This window comes from Clostridium sp. AF36-4 (assembly GCF_003435975.1).
Classification (GTDB): Bacteria; Bacillota; Clostridia; order Lachnospirales; family Lachnospiraceae; genus Eubacterium_F.
Window position 1 is genome coordinate 1 of record NZ_QTVH01000019.1, and the last position, 17,010, is coordinate 17,010.

17 protein-coding genes and 1 pseudogene are annotated in these 17,010 nt (G+C 38.2%); 15 read left to right on the forward strand and 3 right to left on the reverse strand.

What is annotated here, in order from left to right:
* Nucleotides 1-296 precede the first annotated feature (296 nt).
* The 12 genes and pseudogenes from DW005_RS10035 to DW005_RS10090 form a co-directional block, all read left to right on the forward strand.
* Nucleotides 297-698, forward strand: a pseudogene (locus DW005_RS10035) (AraC family transcriptional regulator); the annotation flags it as partial.
* Between the two features lie 54 nt (nucleotides 699-752).
* Nucleotides 753-2,324 (forward strand): IS3 family transposase, encoded by a 1,572-nt coding sequence (locus tag DW005_RS10040; RefSeq protein ID WP_117479207.1) that lies wholly within the window; start codon nucleotides 753-755, stop codon nucleotides 2,322-2,324.
* A gap of 426 nt (nucleotides 2,325-2,750) precedes the next feature.
* Nucleotides 2,751-3,041, forward strand: a complete 291-nt coding sequence (locus DW005_RS13855) for a hypothetical protein (RefSeq protein WP_181975020.1) — start codon at nucleotides 2,751-2,753, stop codon at nucleotides 3,039-3,041.
* 296 nt (nucleotides 3,042-3,337) lie between these two features.
* Nucleotides 3,338-5,398 (forward strand): leucine-rich repeat protein, encoded by a 2,061-nt coding sequence (locus DW005_RS10050; protein WP_181975021.1) that lies wholly within the window; start codon nucleotides 3,338-3,340, stop codon nucleotides 5,396-5,398.
* Nucleotides 5,399-6,133: 735 nt separating this feature from the next.
* Nucleotides 6,134-6,565: a GyrI-like domain-containing protein gene (locus tag DW005_RS10055; RefSeq protein WP_347461645.1), complete on the forward strand. Its 432-nt coding sequence runs from the start codon at nucleotides 6,134-6,136 to the stop codon at nucleotides 6,563-6,565.
* Between the two features lie 16 nt (nucleotides 6,566-6,581).
* Nucleotides 6,582-7,067 (forward strand): hypothetical protein, encoded by a 486-nt coding sequence (locus DW005_RS10060; RefSeq protein ID WP_117479209.1) that lies wholly within the window; start codon nucleotides 6,582-6,584, stop codon nucleotides 7,065-7,067.
* 53 nt (nucleotides 7,068-7,120) lie between these two features.
* Complete coding sequence (locus DW005_RS10065) at nucleotides 7,121-7,837, forward strand: DUF5131 family protein (protein ID WP_117479210.1); 717 nt, start codon at nucleotides 7,121-7,123, stop codon at nucleotides 7,835-7,837.
* Between the two features lie 195 nt (nucleotides 7,838-8,032).
* Nucleotides 8,033-8,782: a type IV secretory system conjugative DNA transfer family protein gene (locus tag DW005_RS10070; protein ID WP_181975022.1), complete on the forward strand. Its 750-nt coding sequence runs from the start codon at nucleotides 8,033-8,035 to the stop codon at nucleotides 8,780-8,782.
* 84 nt (nucleotides 8,783-8,866) lie between these two features.
* Nucleotides 8,867-9,019 (forward strand): methylglyoxal synthase, encoded by a 153-nt coding sequence (locus DW005_RS10075; RefSeq protein ID WP_022376675.1) that lies wholly within the window; start codon nucleotides 8,867-8,869, stop codon nucleotides 9,017-9,019.
* 109 nt (nucleotides 9,020-9,128) lie between these two features.
* A complete protein-coding gene (locus DW005_RS10080; protein ID WP_117479212.1) occupies nucleotides 9,129-9,842 on the forward strand; it encodes a LytTR family DNA-binding domain-containing protein in 714 nt (237 codons plus the stop codon).
* Nucleotides 9,839-11,209 (forward strand): GHKL domain-containing protein, encoded by a 1,371-nt coding sequence (locus tag DW005_RS10085; protein ID WP_117479213.1) that lies wholly within the window; start codon nucleotides 9,839-9,841, stop codon nucleotides 11,207-11,209. The genes DW005_RS10080 and DW005_RS10085 overlap by 4 nt, the downstream gene beginning before the upstream one ends.
* A gap of 202 nt (nucleotides 11,210-11,411) precedes the next feature.
* Nucleotides 11,412-12,191, forward strand: coding sequence for a FlxA-like family protein (locus tag DW005_RS10090; RefSeq protein ID WP_117479214.1), 780 nt, complete (start codon nucleotides 11,412-11,414; stop codon nucleotides 12,189-12,191).
* A 149-nt stretch (nucleotides 12,192-12,340) separates the two neighbouring features.
* On the opposite strand, the gene DW005_RS10095 is transcribed toward DW005_RS10090, so the two are convergent.
* From DW005_RS10095 to DW005_RS10105, 3 genes are all read right to left on the reverse strand, one after another.
* Nucleotides 12,341-12,841 carry a hypothetical protein gene (locus DW005_RS10095; protein WP_117479215.1) on the reverse strand — a complete coding sequence of 167 codons (501 nt, stop codon included), beginning with the start codon at nucleotides 12,839-12,841 and terminating at the stop codon, nucleotides 12,341-12,343.
* Between the two features lie 73 nt (nucleotides 12,842-12,914).
* A complete protein-coding gene (locus DW005_RS10100; protein WP_117479216.1) occupies nucleotides 12,915-14,063 on the reverse strand; it encodes an ATP-binding protein in 1,149 nt (382 codons plus the stop codon).
* The gene (locus tag DW005_RS10105; RefSeq protein WP_117479217.1) at nucleotides 14,060-14,734 is read right to left on the reverse strand and encodes a response regulator transcription factor; all 675 of its coding nucleotides are present in this window, start codon (nucleotides 14,732-14,734) and stop codon (nucleotides 14,060-14,062) included. The genes DW005_RS10100 and DW005_RS10105 overlap by 4 nt, the downstream gene beginning before the upstream one ends.
* A 118-nt stretch (nucleotides 14,735-14,852) precedes the next feature.
* Between DW005_RS10105 and DW005_RS10110 the strand changes: the two genes are divergently transcribed.
* Genes DW005_RS10110 through DW005_RS10120 form a run of 3 tightly spaced genes read left to right on the forward strand, consistent with a single transcriptional unit; the run spans nucleotide 14,853 to nucleotide 16,940 of the window.
* On the forward strand, nucleotides 14,853-15,017 hold the full coding sequence (locus DW005_RS10110) for a CD1871A family CXXC motif-containing protein (protein WP_104802871.1): 165 nt from the start codon (nucleotides 14,853-14,855) through the stop codon (nucleotides 15,015-15,017).
* Nucleotides 15,010-15,978, forward strand: a complete 969-nt coding sequence (locus tag DW005_RS10115) for a 4Fe-4S binding protein (RefSeq protein ID WP_117479218.1) — start codon at nucleotides 15,010-15,012, stop codon at nucleotides 15,976-15,978. The genes DW005_RS10110 and DW005_RS10115 overlap by 8 nt, the downstream gene beginning before the upstream one ends.
* A 2-nt stretch (nucleotides 15,979-15,980) precedes the next feature.
* Nucleotides 15,981-16,940, forward strand: a complete 960-nt coding sequence (locus tag DW005_RS10120; protein ID WP_117479219.1) for a TlpA disulfide reductase family protein — start codon at nucleotides 15,981-15,983, stop codon at nucleotides 16,938-16,940.
* The last annotated feature ends 70 nt before the right edge of the window (nucleotides 16,941-17,010 follow it).

Below are 17,010 nucleotides of genomic sequence, written 5' to 3' on the forward strand. Positions count from 1 at the left end.
CAGGTCACAGGTGTAGTCTGTCTAATACTTTCCGACAGTAAATTTACCCCATCCCCAACAACTTTCAGTTTGAAAAACTGACTATCATTATGGTATAATAGAAATATACAAATCGGAATTTTGCGGGGTGAATCTGATATATGAAATATTGGGAAATCTGCTGACATCAGCAGATTTTATCACGTGAGAAAGACAAGAAACGGTAAATAATTTCAGGACACTATCTCGCTTTTTTTGAACATAAATTGCGAGGTTGCTACAAAAGATATCCTTTATAAATAATTAGGAGATGAAGTATGGATTGGATAAATAGACTTAATAGTGCAATCAATTATATGGAAGAACATATAAAGAATGAGATTGATATGGAAGAGGTTGGGAAAATAGCAGGCTGTTCTTCGTATCACTTTCAGAGAATGTTTACATATATGGCAGATATTACGTTGTCGGAATATATTCGCAGAAGGAGAATGTCACTTGCGGCAGTTGATTTGCTTTCAGGTGAAAAGGTAATTGATGTGGCTCTCTCTTACGGATATGACTCGCCGACGGCTTTTAACAGAGCTTTTAAGAATATTCATGGGATTGCCCCTTCCAAAATATCAGAGGAAGGAGTAAATATTAAGTCTTATCCTCCAATTCATTTCCATATATCAATTAAAGGAGAATGTGAAATGAATTACAGAATTGTCAAAAAGGGGATGCGGACAAAATCCTGGACCTGAAAAAATGAATCAGGAGGGTTAATTAATATGTATTCCTACGAAGACAGAATGCGTGCTGTAAAGTTATATATTCAGTATGATTGTAGTTTTGGATCGGTTAAGAATGAATTAGGGTATCCTAATCATCATGAAACATTACACCAATGGTATCTTGAATATAAAGAAAAGGATGATCTAAAACAAAAGAGTACCAGAAAACCAAAGTTTTCTGATGAGCAACGTGCAAAAGCTATACAACACTATTTTGAGCATGGACGTTGTGTATCTAGAACAGTTCGTTTGCTTGGATATCCATGTCGTACCTTGCTAAAACAATGGATTTGCGAAGAGTATCCTAATGAATTTCCACCTTGTTCTCAAGGAGTTTCTTTGATAAGATTAACTGAAGAACAGAAGGAGCAAGCAGTAATGGATCTATGTACACGAGAAGGAACTGCACATGCTGTAGCAGACAAATATGGTGTCGATCGTTGCTCGTTATACAATTGGAAAAATCAGCTCCTTCCAGAGGGGAGTCCATCAAAAATGCCTAAGAGAAAGAAAAATATTACTGCTCAAACTAAATCAGATCAAATAGCTGAACTTACCAGTGAAGTAGCTGCGCTTTCTGTTGAGGCTGAAGAACTAAAAAAACAAGTCTACCGTTTGAAACTGGAAAAGGATGCATTGCAAAAAGCAGCAGAAATTATAAAAAAAGACCAGGGCATCAGTCTTGAAACCCTTTCAAATAGGGAAAAGGCTATGGTGATTGATGCCCTTAGAAATACATATAGCCTTAAAGAATTATTGCCTGTGTTTCAAATAGCTAAGAGTAGTTATTGCTACCAAAGAAAGGCATTACAATCACCTGACAAATATGAGGATGCACGTGAGCAACTTCGTATTTCTTTTACTGAATCGTATGAATGTTACGGATATCGACGTTTGTACATCTGTGTAAAGAAACCAGATGGAAGCAACTATTCAGAGAAGGTGATTCGACGATTAATGCAAGAAGAAAACCTAGTTGTAAAACGAACTAAGCGTAAAAAATATAGTTCTTATCAAGGTGAAATCACTCCCGCTGTTGAAAACTTGCTTCAGAGAGATTTTCATTCAGAAAAACCGAATGAAAAATGGATTACAGATATCACAGAATTTCATATTCCGGCTGGGAAAATTTATCTTTCTCCTATTGTTGATTGTTATGATGGTTTGCCTGTATCATGGACTATTGGAACATCACCTAATGCTGATTTAGTTAATACTATGTTGGATGCGGCTATTGCTACATTAGGCGACGATGAACATCCTATTGTACATTCAGATCGTGGGGCACACTATCGCTGGCCTGGATGGATTGAAAGAATGGAAAAAGCAGGGCTTACTAGATCAATGTCCAAGAAAGGATGCTCACCAGATAATTCGGCTTGTGAGGGATTTTTCGGTCGCTTAAAAAATGAGATGTTTTATGATAGAACTTGGACTGGAGTAAATATAAATGAATTTATTGAGATGCTTGATCGTTATATCCATTGGTATGCAGAAAAACGGATTAAGATATCTCTTGGAGGATTAAGTCCATTACAATATAGAAAGGCTCAGGGAATTGCGGCGTAGGTCTTAGCCTCCGCTACTATGGACTATCTATTTCCCGACAGCCCCGACAGCCCCATCAGCAATTGAACACCGCAGATGGCGTTGTTTGATTTTAAAACTTTTTTAATATGGCTATGTTGCTTGTTGAAAGCGAAAATGCAAAGATACTTCGTCAAATAATGTTGGATATCGTGATTGATTTTGTGAATCAAAGAACAGGTGGTTCTACAAAATATATCAGTCAAAGAGATCAAGATTTTATAAGTGCATTTCTACAAGAGGAGAACTATCGTAGAGAGTTTACGGATGCATTGAGAATTATGTTGATATGGGAAATAGTAAATATGCTATTTATACAGACAAAATTTATCAAAGTATTTTCAAAGAAAAGCCCCCAAATATAAGAAAATATTGCATCTTTCAAAGAAAGATAATGCGAGAAATACGATGTATTCAGAAGTGTTGGATTTAATCGCATCTTATGAATGTGGATTGGCTGCAATGATTAAAGACCAATCAGAGCAACTTGGACGTAAGTTAAATAACTGGGAAATGTCCAATTTATTCAGTTCATTTGAAACTTTACCTTTATGGAAACCTTTAATAGTAAGAGCCAGAACAAAGATGGCAAGTCAAGATATATTGTTTTTCAGATGGAAACAAAAGAATAGCTATAACTCTAACGGCTATGTTTTTGTTAAAAAATGGGTATATGGCAGTTGCAAATGTGTATTCTAGAGAGATGGAGAATATCAGTTATCATGTGGTGCAGGACATATAGATGAAAAACTATTGCGTAGGATTCTTGAGGCCATATTAAATTATACATATGATACAGATGAAGAATTGAAACTGCACATTTTTAATGCAATTTCTGTTGATGAGGAATATTATTAATAAGCAGTAATTGAAAAACTATTATATCAAAAAACTGCACAAGGACTAGATTGGTTTTTTGATTGAGGGGAACTGATCTACTATTGAAAATAGTCCTGCAAAGGAGTATAATGTCTTTTGTAAAGGGGGTTCTTGTTATGAGAATGAAAAGAATACTTAAAACATTGATTGTATCGCTTTTTTTTAGTTTTATAACATTTACAAATATTGAGGCAGCAGAAAATCCATATGTATATTCATACTATTCCGACAGTGGTAAGCTGTGTTATAATTGTACATATTATGCATGGAAAAGAACTTACGATGTAACAGGTGTTGCTTTACCCGGGTTTAAGGGACATGCAAAGGGATGGTATCAAGGTGCGGTAAATGCTGGGTATACAGTAAGCAGTGTTCCTAGAGTCAATTCTGTCGCTGTTTGGACAGATTCGAGTTTTGGTCATGTAGCATTTGTTGAATCAGTATCGGGAAATAATGTAACAATAAGTGAGGCTGGAACGAACGATGGAGCAACTTCGTATTCTTGCAATACATATACAAAGGAAACATTAAATAATAGATGGGGACAAACGCTGTTAGGCTATATATATGTGGGCAACAGTAGTTCATCTACTGGTATTCCAGCGGCAGTAACAAATCTGCGAAGCGAAAAGACAGTATACAATTCAAAAGAAAGTATAACATTTTCTTGGGATTCTTCATACGGTACACAGAATTATTGGGTGTATTTATGGAAAGATGGAGTGCAATTATACGCACTTGATTGTGGTACAAATACGACGTTTACATCTGCACCGACGGCACCAGGTAAATATACATTAGCAATTCGACCGGGTAATGTTAATGGTTTTAATGAATCTAGCAAGAGTTATTCATTTATTGTAACGGATAGTATTCCAGCGGCAGTAACAAATCTGCAAAGCGAAAAGACAGTATATAATTCAAAAGAAAGAATAACATTTTCTTGGGATTCTTCATACGGTACACAGAATTATTGGGTGTATTTATGGAAAGATGGAGTGCAATTATACACACTTGATTGTGGTACAAATACGACGTTTACATCTGCACCAACGGCACCAGGTAAATATACATTAGCAATTCGACCGGGTAATGTTAATGGTTTTAATGAATCTAGCAAGAGTTATTCATTTATTGTGACGGATAGTATTCCAGCGGCAGTAACAAATCTGCGAAGCGAAAAGACAGTATATAATTCAAAAGAAAGTATAACATTTTCTTGGGATTCTTCATACGGTACACAGAATTATTGGGTGTATTTATGGAAAGATGGAGTGCAATTATACGCACTTGATTGTGGTACAAATACGACGTTTACATCTGCACCGACGGCACCAGGTAAATATACATTAGCAATTCGACCGGGTAATGTTAATGGTTTTAATGAATCTAGCAAGAGTTATTCATTTATTGTAACCGATAGTACTGTGAATGAGGAAGAGATTGCGCAGAATAAGTCGCAGAGCACCATAAATACCACCACTACCGATGAAGCCACAGGAAAGGCAACTTTGCCAGAAGGCCGGGTATGGCAGGATGCCAATAAAGCAAAGGGAACTTATAGAGTGACAGCATCTGACCCTACAAAGGGTACAGTAACTTACCTTGCACCACTGGATAAAAAACAGGCTACAGTAACCATTCCGGCTACAGCAACCATTGATGGTGTGACATACAGGGTAACTGCAATCGAGAAGAATGCATTTAAGAATAATAGATATATTAAGAGAGTAATTATCGGAAACAATATTATTACAATTGGTGACGATGCATTTTATGGCTGTAAGAAACTTGAGAACGTGAATTTTGGTGAGAATGTTAAAATAATCGGAAATAAAGCATTTTGTAAGTGTGTAACACTTGCTAAGGTTACGATTCCATCGAAGGTTAAGACCATTGGTAAGCAGGCATTCTACGCTTGTAAGAAATTAAAGTCTGCAACCATTGGAAAGGGTGTAGCCAAGATTGGTTCAAAAGCCCTCTATGGATGCAGTAAGATGAAGACGCTTACAATCAAGTCTTCGAAGTTAACCGCAAAGAAGATTGGCAGCAAAGCATTTTCTAAGACACCAAAGAAGATGACGGTAAAAGTACCGAAGAAGAAATTCAAGGCCTACAAGAAAATGCTTATCAAACGTGGTGTGAACAAGAAAGCAAAGTTCAAGACGGTACAATAAGGATTGAATTAGATACAGTGGAGCAATATGCGTTGTTCCGCTGTGTTTTTCATAGTCGCGACAACAATTTCGTAGATGGCACATCGGACCTTTAGGTCAATTCTCATCTTTTGTTAGAGTAAAACAATGAATGCTGTTAATATGGAAATCTTGATAATTTTTTTAGGCATTTCCTGATTTGTGTATTTGGAACATCAGCTTCTTTTAATATAAGCATGTATGTAATTGCTCTGAGTAATTCGGCATCAAGAAATGTGTTATGGGAGAGCGTGTGTTCTTTATTACCATGATCTAATGCATTGCCCCCTTTCTCGTTTTTTATTCCACCCATCATTTAGATGGGTGATTTTGATTAATCGATTGCATTTTTAATATCGTTTTTAATTTCCATATTTTCCAATGCATATTGTAGAGCTATACTAATAAGTTCATTTCTAGAACGATTTGTTTTAGCTGAAAGTTTATTATATTCTTCTTGCAAAGTGGCATTTGGCACAACTGTAGAAAAAGATGTTGCGGAAACTATTGATGATTTTCAAGAAGAGTTAAAAAAATTAGAGACAGATATTGATACTTACGAAAAGTATAAAAAAAACCTAACAAAGTTAAAGAATTTTATATCAAAGTCTATAATATGAATAGTACATTGAGTACTAAATTAAAAGAATATGCTGCAAATTATGCTGAATTGATTGTTTTTTGCAACCCCTAAATACCTAAAAGGAAGCATTTAGAATTGTGGGAATTTCGATGCCACTTCAGAGGGAAGTGGAAAAGAATTTTGAGATGGTTCCCCAAATGTGGGGAAAAGCTCATATGGATGGAAGTATTCAAAAACTGCTTGGCATAATGGGTAAAGATATGCCGGGCATATTAGGTGTTAGTATGTGTAATGACGAAGAAGAATGGAAATATTACATTGCTGTTGCCAGCACACAAAGTATTCCGGAGGGTATGGAGGAAAGCATAGTACCCGCTTTTACATGGGCGGTATTTTCAAGTGAGGGAGAAGGGACTTCAATTCAGGATTTAGAACGTCGCATTGTAACAGATTGGCTTCCTACATCAGGATATGAATATGCAGACGGACCGGATGTGGAAGTATACTTAAATGCAGATCCGATGAATATGAAATATGAAGTATGGATTCCTGTTGTAAAAAAATAGAGGGAGGTATATGAAGATGGCAATAACATATGATGACTTTCTCAAAGTCGTAGAAACGAATAATCTTCCATTTGTTAATGAAGTACATAAATTATTTTTGGACAATGGATGTAAAATGGAAATTAAAGAGGCAAAGCAGGGATATGTAGTTACATATGCTCACATAAAAGATAAGAAAAAAATAGCACTTATGAATTACGTTTTTCGTAAGAGCGGAATGCTTGTCAGAATTTATGCAAGGCACATACATATGTATCAGACACTGCTAGATTCCATTCCGGAAGAGATGAAGAAGAATGTGATGAAGGCGGGCGATTGTAAAAGACTGACCGGAGTGTCTGAATGCAGTCCGACATGTACTGCTGGTTACGATTTCATGATGGATGGTGTGAATTACAAGAAATGTAAAAACAGTGCCTTCTTTTGGATAGTGAACGCTGATAGTATGGAACATATTAAGAAGATGTTTATAAAGGAACTGGAGTTGGTTGATGTTGATTAATCTGGAAATGATATTAGCAAATCAGCGAATTGATGTTATAGGAGCGTGAGAATATGGCAATGTGGAATCCGTGGAGAGGTTGCAAAAAATGTAGTGAAGGCTGTTTACATTGCTATATTCATAAAGGTGATGCTAAACGAGGTGTTGACACAAATTCTATTGAAAAAACAAGGGATTTTGATAGACCGATACGGCAACTGAAAAATGGTAACTATAAGCTGAAGTCAGGAATTGTTTATACTTGTTTTTCAACTGATTTCCTGATTGAAGAGGCAGATGAGTGGCGCTATGAATGTTGGCAAATGATTAAAACTCGTCAAGATTGTACCTTTCTGTTTCTTACAAAGCGAATTGAGAGATTTATGGAATGTATTCCTGATGATTGGAACGGTGGATATGATAATGTAGTTGTATGCTGTACGATTGAAAATCAGAAAAATGCAGATAAAAAGCTTTCTGTGTTTAAGGACTTGCCAATTAAACATAAGTGCATAACTGCCCAACCGTTACTGGAATCAATCAATATAGAACAATATCTCGATGATATTGAACTTGTGGTAGTTGGCGGAGAGTCAGATTATAATGCAAGACCCTTTGATTATTCTTGGGTACTTCATATCAGAGAACAGTGTATTGGTAAAAATGTATCCTTTGAATTCAGACAATGCGGAACAAATTTTATTAAAGATGGCAAGCAATATAAACTACAAACAAAGGATTTGTGCAGTCAAGCAAGGAAAGCAAATATCAACTTTAGAGCTAACAGTTAAACAATGTGGTGACAAGAAACTTCCAGTTTGTAGATGCAAATACATAGTAAAAAGGACAATTATGAACCAACTAAATAACATTTCAACCCCAAAGGGAAGAAAGGTATTTTCAAGAAGAATACTTTTCTTCTCTTTTTTTATTTTAGCAGTCATTGCTTTGGCTCTGGGACTTTGGTTTTAGTAATGCAGGCGCAGATGGTGGCAGAATCTCCGAATCTGTATATTGCCAATCTGCCGAAAGAACAGCAGGAATCAAAGGATTTTGTGCGTTGTATCTGCCTGGACAATAATCAGAAAAGAGGGTGGGCGGAACTATTGCAGAAAAACTGGAAAACGATTTTATATCTGTTAGATGAGGCTCAGTTTGTGGATGCGGACACACCGCCGAAACTGGATCTGCGTATGGAAGAACTGGTAAAAAAGAAGCCGGATCATCCGGCTGTAAAAGCCTATCAGCGATACCGGGGAGGTCCGGATGAAACGATCCGTTCTGTCATTATGACCGTAAATGCCCGTATGCAGCCTTTCGATAATGAGGAACTGTTGGAAATCTTTTCATCCAATGACATTCCGTTGGATGAGTTTGGAGTAGGAATTGACGGAGACAAGAAAACAAAAAGCAATCTGTTTATCATTATCCCGGATGACGATGACACCTTTAATTTCGTGCCGGGCATGGTTTACACGCTGCTTTTTCAGGAGTTGTACCGTCAGGCAAGATTCTTTGGAGGAAAGCTGCCGATGGATGTCGGTTTCTGGCTGGATGAAATGGCAAATATCAAGATGCCGAATAACTTTGATAAGATTCTTTCGACCTGCCGGAGCCGAGGTGTGTACTGTGTACCGATTTTACAGTCTCTGGCACAGTTAAAAACACTTTTTGCGGATGGTGCATGGGAGGGAATTGTGGGGATCTGCTGCAGGCACAGGCTCCGGAAGAAGTGATAAAGTCAATTATCCGCCCGGAGATAGAGGAAGGACAGGTACTGCAGAAAAAGAAGATGTGGATGGAGATGGAAGGAAAGTGATTTGGATTATAAAGATTATGCATCTATACCGATTGCAAATAATATTGCAACAGCGAATTTTCTGATTCGTTCTACACTTGTGAATGAACAGTATTCACATCAGATTGTAAAATTTAAAAATACTGTAGATGTCAGAGTAAAAGATATGCAGTGATATGTTATTTCACAACAAAAAAAGGTCGGTTTACAACATGTCGGCTAGCTATTAAAAGACTTTTTCCGATATAATAAATATAATTGTATGTAAGTAAGGAAGTGACAAGATGCAAATAGCAATCTGCGATGATGAAAAATCTATAGGATTGATATTAGAAGAAAAAATAAAGAAATTATTACCGGATGCAGTAATAGAAAAATATTTATCTGGTGATGAATTGATTGCAAGTGGTTGTAAGCCGGATATTCTATTTTTAGATATTCAGATGCCAGGAATGGATGGAATGGAAACGGCAAGGCTTCTGCGTCAGAAAAATGAAAGAATGGTATTGATATTTGTAACTGCTGTGGAGGAGTATGTTTTTCAGGCATTTGATGTTGCAGCATTTCATTATCTGGTGAAACCATTTTCCGATGAAAAATTTGAGGAAGTTGTGAAACGTGCGGTCAGAAGCATTGAACAATATTCTGAAAATCAATCGGATGAAAAATACATGATGGTGCAGTCCGGAGGAAGTCATATGAAAGTGTTTTTGAAGGATATTGTGTATGCTGAGGTATATAACCGAAAAGTCATTATCCATACACGGGATACGAATATTGAATATTATGGAAAATTGCAGGAACTGAGTGAAATTGCGGGAGCAGATTTTTTTCGTACACACAGAGCTTACCTCGTACATTTCAAATATGTTCAGAAATATGATGCAAATTGTGTGACGATGGAAAATGGAACTGCACTGATTGCAAAGCAGAATTATCCTGAGTTTGTAAAACAATATTTGAAATATAATCAGAGGAAAGGAAAAGAAATCGGATGAGTTTGGTAGAAAAATGCTGGATGGTTACATCGAAAATTTCTGTTATTGCACTCCTTATGATTACAGGAATTTATTTTGGAAAATTTGTTTGTCCTTATATAAAAAAGAAAAAAGGGGCTGTGGCAGTCAGTATTGTTTATATTACGATTATGCTTGTTTTATATATGATTCCGCCACAGATTGACAATTTTTCCGCATATCTGATTGGAGTTATAGCAGCATTTCTTACAATGTATGTAGAGGACAGAAAAAATATATATCAGAAAATATTTCTTGCAATTACGTTCTTTTCTATCCGATGGTTAACGGTTGCAATGGCAGACAGATTTGATGATCTTGTTACAAAAGCACTTGTATTTCGGAATATGGATGCAGAAAAAGTGTGGTTGCAATACGGACTATATGTTGGAACCAGAGTTTTGGATCTTGTACTTTGTATTGCTTTTATTGCGATTGCAATAGGACTAATCAATAAAGCGTATATATACAAAAAAGATGAAATGAGCGTCAAAGAGATGGTAATGCTTATTATACCTTCACTTGTAGGCGTCACCGGGTATGGCATTTTACAATATTATCTCATGATATACGAAAGAGATACTGGAAAGAACTTGATTGATACATATGAATTTTATGGAGCTTTAAGCTTTTTACACTATCTGATTTCCATAGTTGCTATTCTTGTTGTGATTGTAATGTTTCAAAACTGGAAAGAGATGCAGGAAGAACAGCGGGGACAAGAGCTGGTATTAAATCAGATCAGTGACATGAAAAAGCATATCGAGGAAGTTGAAAAGTTGTATCGGGATATCCGCTCCATGCGACATGATATGGGAAATCATATACAGACACTGGAACATCTGGTGGCACATAATAATATGGATGATGCTACAGAATACTTGGAACATCTGAAAAATGAATGGGACGAGGTATCTCCGGAAATAAAGACAGGAAGTCCGGTGATTGATGTCATTTTGATGGAAAAGCTGAGAGAAGCAAAAGAAAGGCAGATTCGGTTTATATCAGACTTTCATTATCCGCAGAATACGAAGTTAAATGCATTTGATCTGAGTGTGATCATGAATAATGCCTTGAATAACTGTATGGAAAATGTAAGTGGAGATGATCCATATATCAGCATTTCTTCTTTTCAGAAAAACAGTATCTTTATGATAACCATAAAAAACAGTTTTGAGGGTCAGCTTAATTTTGATGATAGCGATTTGCCAGAAACAACCAAATCTGGGAGGGAACATGGAATGGGTCTGAATAACATTCGCCGAGTTGCCAGAATGTATATGGGAGATATATCTTTGGAGCAGGGAAATGAGGAAGTAATCCTTAGCATTATGATGCAGGTAGAATAAAGAAATAAATTGACACTATGTATTTTGTAAATTACAGAAATATGTAGTGCTTTTTTGAAGCTTCACAACGAAAAAAGGGCGGTTCACAACATCGCGGTTTATTGTGAAGAAAGATATGCCGAAAGAAAAAATAAAGAGAAATCATGTTATACAGATTTTCAGGAAACGGATTTCAGAGTATTAGTTTAAGGAGGACAACGAAATGATGAAAATTAATGGATTTAACGGAACGAATACGCAGACAGGAGCAATGGGAATGGCACAGGCGAATGATTCTGTGAGCAAAAATATTCAGAATCAGATTGCAAATGCACAGCAGAAATTGCAGGACTTATCATCAAATGAAGAACTGTCATTAGAGGATAAGATGAAGAAACGTCAGGAGATACAGCAGGAAATTACAAATCTCAATCAACAGTTAAGACAGCACCAGATTGAACATAGAAAGGAACAGCAGAGAAAAAAATCATCTATGGATGATATGGTGGCTGGTACAAAAAATACATCTGCAAAGAAAGGAACAGGCTTGTCACAGGCAGGTATGCGGGCAATGATTTCCGCAGAATCATCTATGAAGCAAGCAAAAGTGCAGGGTAGTATGGCAACACAGATGGAAGGAAGAGCCGGTGTGCTTGAGTCTGAAATCAAGCAGGATGCTGGAAAAGGCAATACCGAAAAGAAAGAAGAAGAACTGGCAGATTTGCAGGCAAAAGCGCAGTCTGCAACAGCAGCACAGATGTCCTCACTTTCAGATGCAAATAGATCCATGGAAGAAGCATCAAAGGCAGACAACAGTACAGATGCAGCAGAAACAAAGAAGGATCAAACTCAGAAAGCAGAGATTACACAGGAAAATGCAGATACGACAACAGATGCATCAGAGAATGCAGGTGTCAAAACAGAAACAGCAGAAATAATAAAAAATCCAGCATCAGAAAGTGGACAGTCGGTAGTATATACACCGATAGATATACGTTTATAGTTCAGAAAGGAGGCTGGTGTTATGTCAGAAATCAAAAGTTTTAGTGATTATACAAGTAAATATAACAGCAATGCAGATTTTTCAGCTTTGTTTAGTGGAATATGCCGGTATACAGTATTCCTTATCCACAGATAAAAAAGATAGCGGCACTAAAAAATCATATATGGGGATTGTAAGAAAAGAAGAAATCGGATATAGTAAAAACAGTTATCAAATCTGAAACAGGTCACAGGTGTAGTCTGTCTAATACTTTCCGGCAGTAAATTTACCCCATCAATGACGGCTTCAGGCTCGATTTTGCTTAGCATGTAGTCGTATCCGCGTAAGAATTCCTTCTTGTTTTGCTTACTCTGATTAACCGCCAAAATGTTTGCCCCTGCCAAATAAAGCTCGTTCATAACCGAACTGAGAACTCCGGCATTGTCCTGAAGCTTGGCATTGATTGTTGTGGCATCATCCCCCTGCTCGCTGTACTCAAATATTTTATCCTTATATTTATAGTATGCCGAGCAAGATATTCCTGCCATCTTTATAGCCTGCGATGCGTTTGCCGCCTCTCCCGACTGCAAATAGCCCTTTGCCTCAATCACTTTTACATAAACTTCCGGCAAAACAGACATATCTAGAAGTAAATAATTAACTTTTCCCATAGTGTACACCACCTGTAGGCAGTTGTATTACTGTGAAAAACACTTTGTTGTATATATTTCGTTCTATTTTGGACTAATCATCCTTGTATTCTCTGTTCAACGGAAAAGTAACTGTCATAACAGTTCCCTTTTCTGTACTTTCTTCTGCCTGTACTTTGCCACCGTGAATATCAGCAATTTCCCAAACCAAAGAAAGTCCAAGACCCACACCGCCATTTTCTCTGCTACGGGATTTATCCACACGGAAGAACGGCTGAAAAATACTTTCTTTATACTTTTCTGGTATTCCGCAACCTGTGTCGGCAACCCTGACAACAAGATCGTCACCATCCTGAGAAACAGAAACACGCACAGTTCCGTCAGGGCGGTTATACCTGATTGCGTTTTCCGTCAAATTAAAGATCAAACGATAAATCAAGGTGTCACTGCCCACCATAGTGCCGGTGCCGTCACATTCAAGAGTGACCCCTTTTTTCTCTGCCACAGGAGAAAGGTCGGCAAGAATTTCCTCAATCATCGGTGCAAGCTCAATGCAGTCATTACACGGCACAGTTCGAAGCTCGCTCATTTCAAGCAAAGTCTTTGTAACCTGCGACATTCGCCCTGTTTGTTCCTGCAATAATTTGAGGAAGTCGGCACTTTCGGCATCTAAATCAGGATGCTCAACAGAAAAAAGTTCAAGTTGTGCCTGAAGCAATGCAAGAGGGGTGCGCAATTCGTGTGCGGCATTGCCGGTGAACTGCCGTTGTGCCGTGAACCCCTCGTCAAGTCGGTCAAGCATCTGATTAAAAGAAATGCTGAATTGCTTGAACTCGGCAGGCACATCATCGGTTATCTTCATATCGGTCAAGTTATTCGGCTGAACATTTTCAACCCTTGAAGCAAAGGTGTGCAAAGGCTTCAATGCTCTGCCACTGACAAAGTATGCCAAAACACCGCCAAGCAATGTTACAACCGCTGTTATGCACCAATTTGTAGTGGAAAACGACTCCTGCGCACCGTTAACTATAATAGTTACTTCTTGGTCAAGGTCGGCACTTTCAGGGTCAAAAAATTCCTGCTCACCTTTATACGAATCGCTGTTAGCAGAAATGTCACTGCCGATAGAATCCATATAATGTCTGCCCGAATAACCGATAAGGGAATTCATAGACACGCAGGTTATACCTATAAGTATAGCAGTCATCAAAGTGATACGCCATTGAAGAGATATTTTTTTCATTCTTCTTCCTCCATTACATAGCCCTCACCGATACGATTGCGAATCGGGTCATATCCAAGAGAAGTGCGAAGTTTCTTTCTCAAAGCAGAAATATGTACCCTTATCGAATTGCTGAAATTGTCAACGCTATTGTCCCACACATGTTCAATAAATTCTTCCTGACTTATGGGGCGACCTCTGTTTACCATAAGATATTCAAGTATGCCTGTTTCCTTGCGGGTCAACGGCAAAGGTTCACCTCCGACAATAGCCTTGCGAGATTTTGTGTCAAACGAAACATCACCGCAGGTCAGCACAACATCATTTTGAGTGAACTGTCGGAGGGTAAGACTGCGAATCCTTGCAGCAAGTTCTTCCAAATGGAACGGCTTTGCCAAATAATCGTTTGCACCTGCATCCAAACCGTCAACCTTATCAGACACTTCACTACGGGCAGACAAAATCAGCACCTTTGTGTCACGGTCGGTTTTTCTGAGTGTTCTCAAAACAGTCATGCCGTCAGCACCCGGTAAATTCAAATCAAGCACAACGAGGTCAAAGTTATCGTCAGCAAGCATTTGCATTGCGGTTATTCCGTCATAGCAACAGTCAACGCTATAAGCAAGACGCTTCAAGCTACGAGCGATTGTTTCACACAATATTCTTTCGTCTTCAACAACTAAAATGTGCATAAAAACTCTCCTTGCTTTAAAGTATATTTATAATTATAGCACAAAAACATAAAATCTGTGTTAAATTTCTGTTCTTAACGAAAATTTTATATCCGATGTGCTACAATGACGCTAGAAAATGAAAGGAGTGATTGAATTGACCAGAGCAAAAAAGGCTTTATCACAGGCAGTACTGCTTATTTCGGGAGCTATTATGCTCGGCTTCGGCGCAATGCGTGGCGAAACTGAAACCGTTTTGAGCAAGGCAATCAGGCTTTGTTTGGAGTGTGTAGGAATTGGATAAAAAGAAAACAAAGAATAAAAACCATAATAAGAAAAAATATACGGCATCAAACCAATTAGCCAAATTCCGAGGGTGGATTCAGGCAGGAGCAACTCTGCTGACAAATATTCATCTGCCAAACTTTTTTAAAGGCGAAATTTATCAAGGCAAAGGCAAGGCCGTTTGTGTGCCGGGTCTGAACTGCTATTCCTGTCCTGCCGCATCGGGTGCTTGCCCAATCGGCTCATTTCAGGCGGTAGTCGGTTCGTCAAAATATAAGTTTTCCTATTATATAACAGGATTTCTCATTTTGTTGGGAGTTCTGCTCGGACGCTTTATCTGCGGATTTTTGTGTCCGTTTGGTTGGTTACAGGATTTGTTGCACAAAGTCCCGACCAAAAAGTTTTCAACAAAAAAACTCAAGCCACTGACATATATCAAATATGCAGTACTGCTGTTGGCAGTTGTTTTATTACCGGTGCTCATAGTAAATGATTTGGGGATGGGCGATCCATATTTCTGCAAATATATATGTCCGCAAGGTGTGCTTGAGGGTGCGTTGCCACTTTCGGCAGTCAACGAAGGTATCCGTTCGGCATTGGGACAACTGTTTTCGTGGAAACTTGTTGTGCTGATTTCGGTAGTCGTTTTGAGCGTGCTGTTTTACAGACCGTTCTGCAAATGGATTTGCCCACTCGGTGCATTCTATGCACTGTTCAACAAGGTTTCGCTGTTTGGGATGAAGGTAGACGAGCACAAATGCGTTTCGTGCGGTAAATGTGCAAAGGTGTGCAAAATGGATGTTGATGTTACAAAAACACCTAACAGCACCGAATGTATCCGATGTGGAAAGTGCATAAGTGCCTGTCCTACCGAAGCGGTTAGCTTTCAATACGGCTTTGGCTTGTTTAGAAAAACAGTAGACGAAAACGCAAAAATTGAAAACAAAACAAACAAAAACGAAACAATAAAGGAGGAATAATTATGAAATTTTCAAAAATTTTAACAGTAGTATTATTAGTTTCTGTATTGGCAATCAGCCTCATTGCTTGCTCAACATCAAAAAACAACAAAGACGAAAAACAGTCAATAGATTCAAGTATTTCAACCTTGATGGCAACAGAACCGAACAGCGCTGACGAGGCTTCAAAGCTCCACAATCAGCTTATGGAAAAAGAAAACGAAATCTTGTCAACAGACAAAGCTCTTTGGGAAAAAGTATTTATGGCTTCAAACAAAGACAATCCAATGATTGAGGACGGCACAAACTACGGTGACTTCCTTCTCAAGACAATTGAGGGTGCAAAGGACCAATTCACAGATGAGGAATACAAAAAACTCGTTGCCGGTGCAGAACAAATCAAGGAAATTGAGGGCAAACTCACAATCTTGGAGCAAAAATATCCTGAATGTGCAAATGCACCTTCAAACGGTGACAGCGTTCCGGCTGACAGCAACGGCGTTATTTCAAACGGCGGTGGCGCAACAAGTTTTCCGTCATTCGACGGCAAGGACCTTGATGGCAACGATATAAAGAGCAGTGACTTTTTCAAAAGCAACAATGTAACAGTTGTTAACTACTGGTTCAGCACTTGCAAGCCATGTGTCGGCGAACTTCCGGAATTAGAAGCACTCAACAAGAAACTTGCTGAAAAAGGCGGTCAGGTTGTCGGCATCAACACATTCACAATTGACGGGGACAAGACAGCAATTTCAGAAGCAAAGGACATCCTTTCAAAGAAAGGTGTAACATACAAGAACATTTGGTTTGATTCAAACAGCGATGCAGGCAAGTTCACATCAGGCATTTTCTCTTACCCAACAACATATGTTGTCGACAAGAACGGCAACATTGTAGGCGAGCCAATCGTTGGTGCAATCACTGAAAAAAATCAAGCAAAGACACTTGAAAAACTCATAGACCAGGCTTTACAGGTCAAATAAGAATAAAGCATAAAGTGATAACCTCTCTCGAATTGAACTGCCCCAAGTTGTGCAGACAGCACAAAAAAAC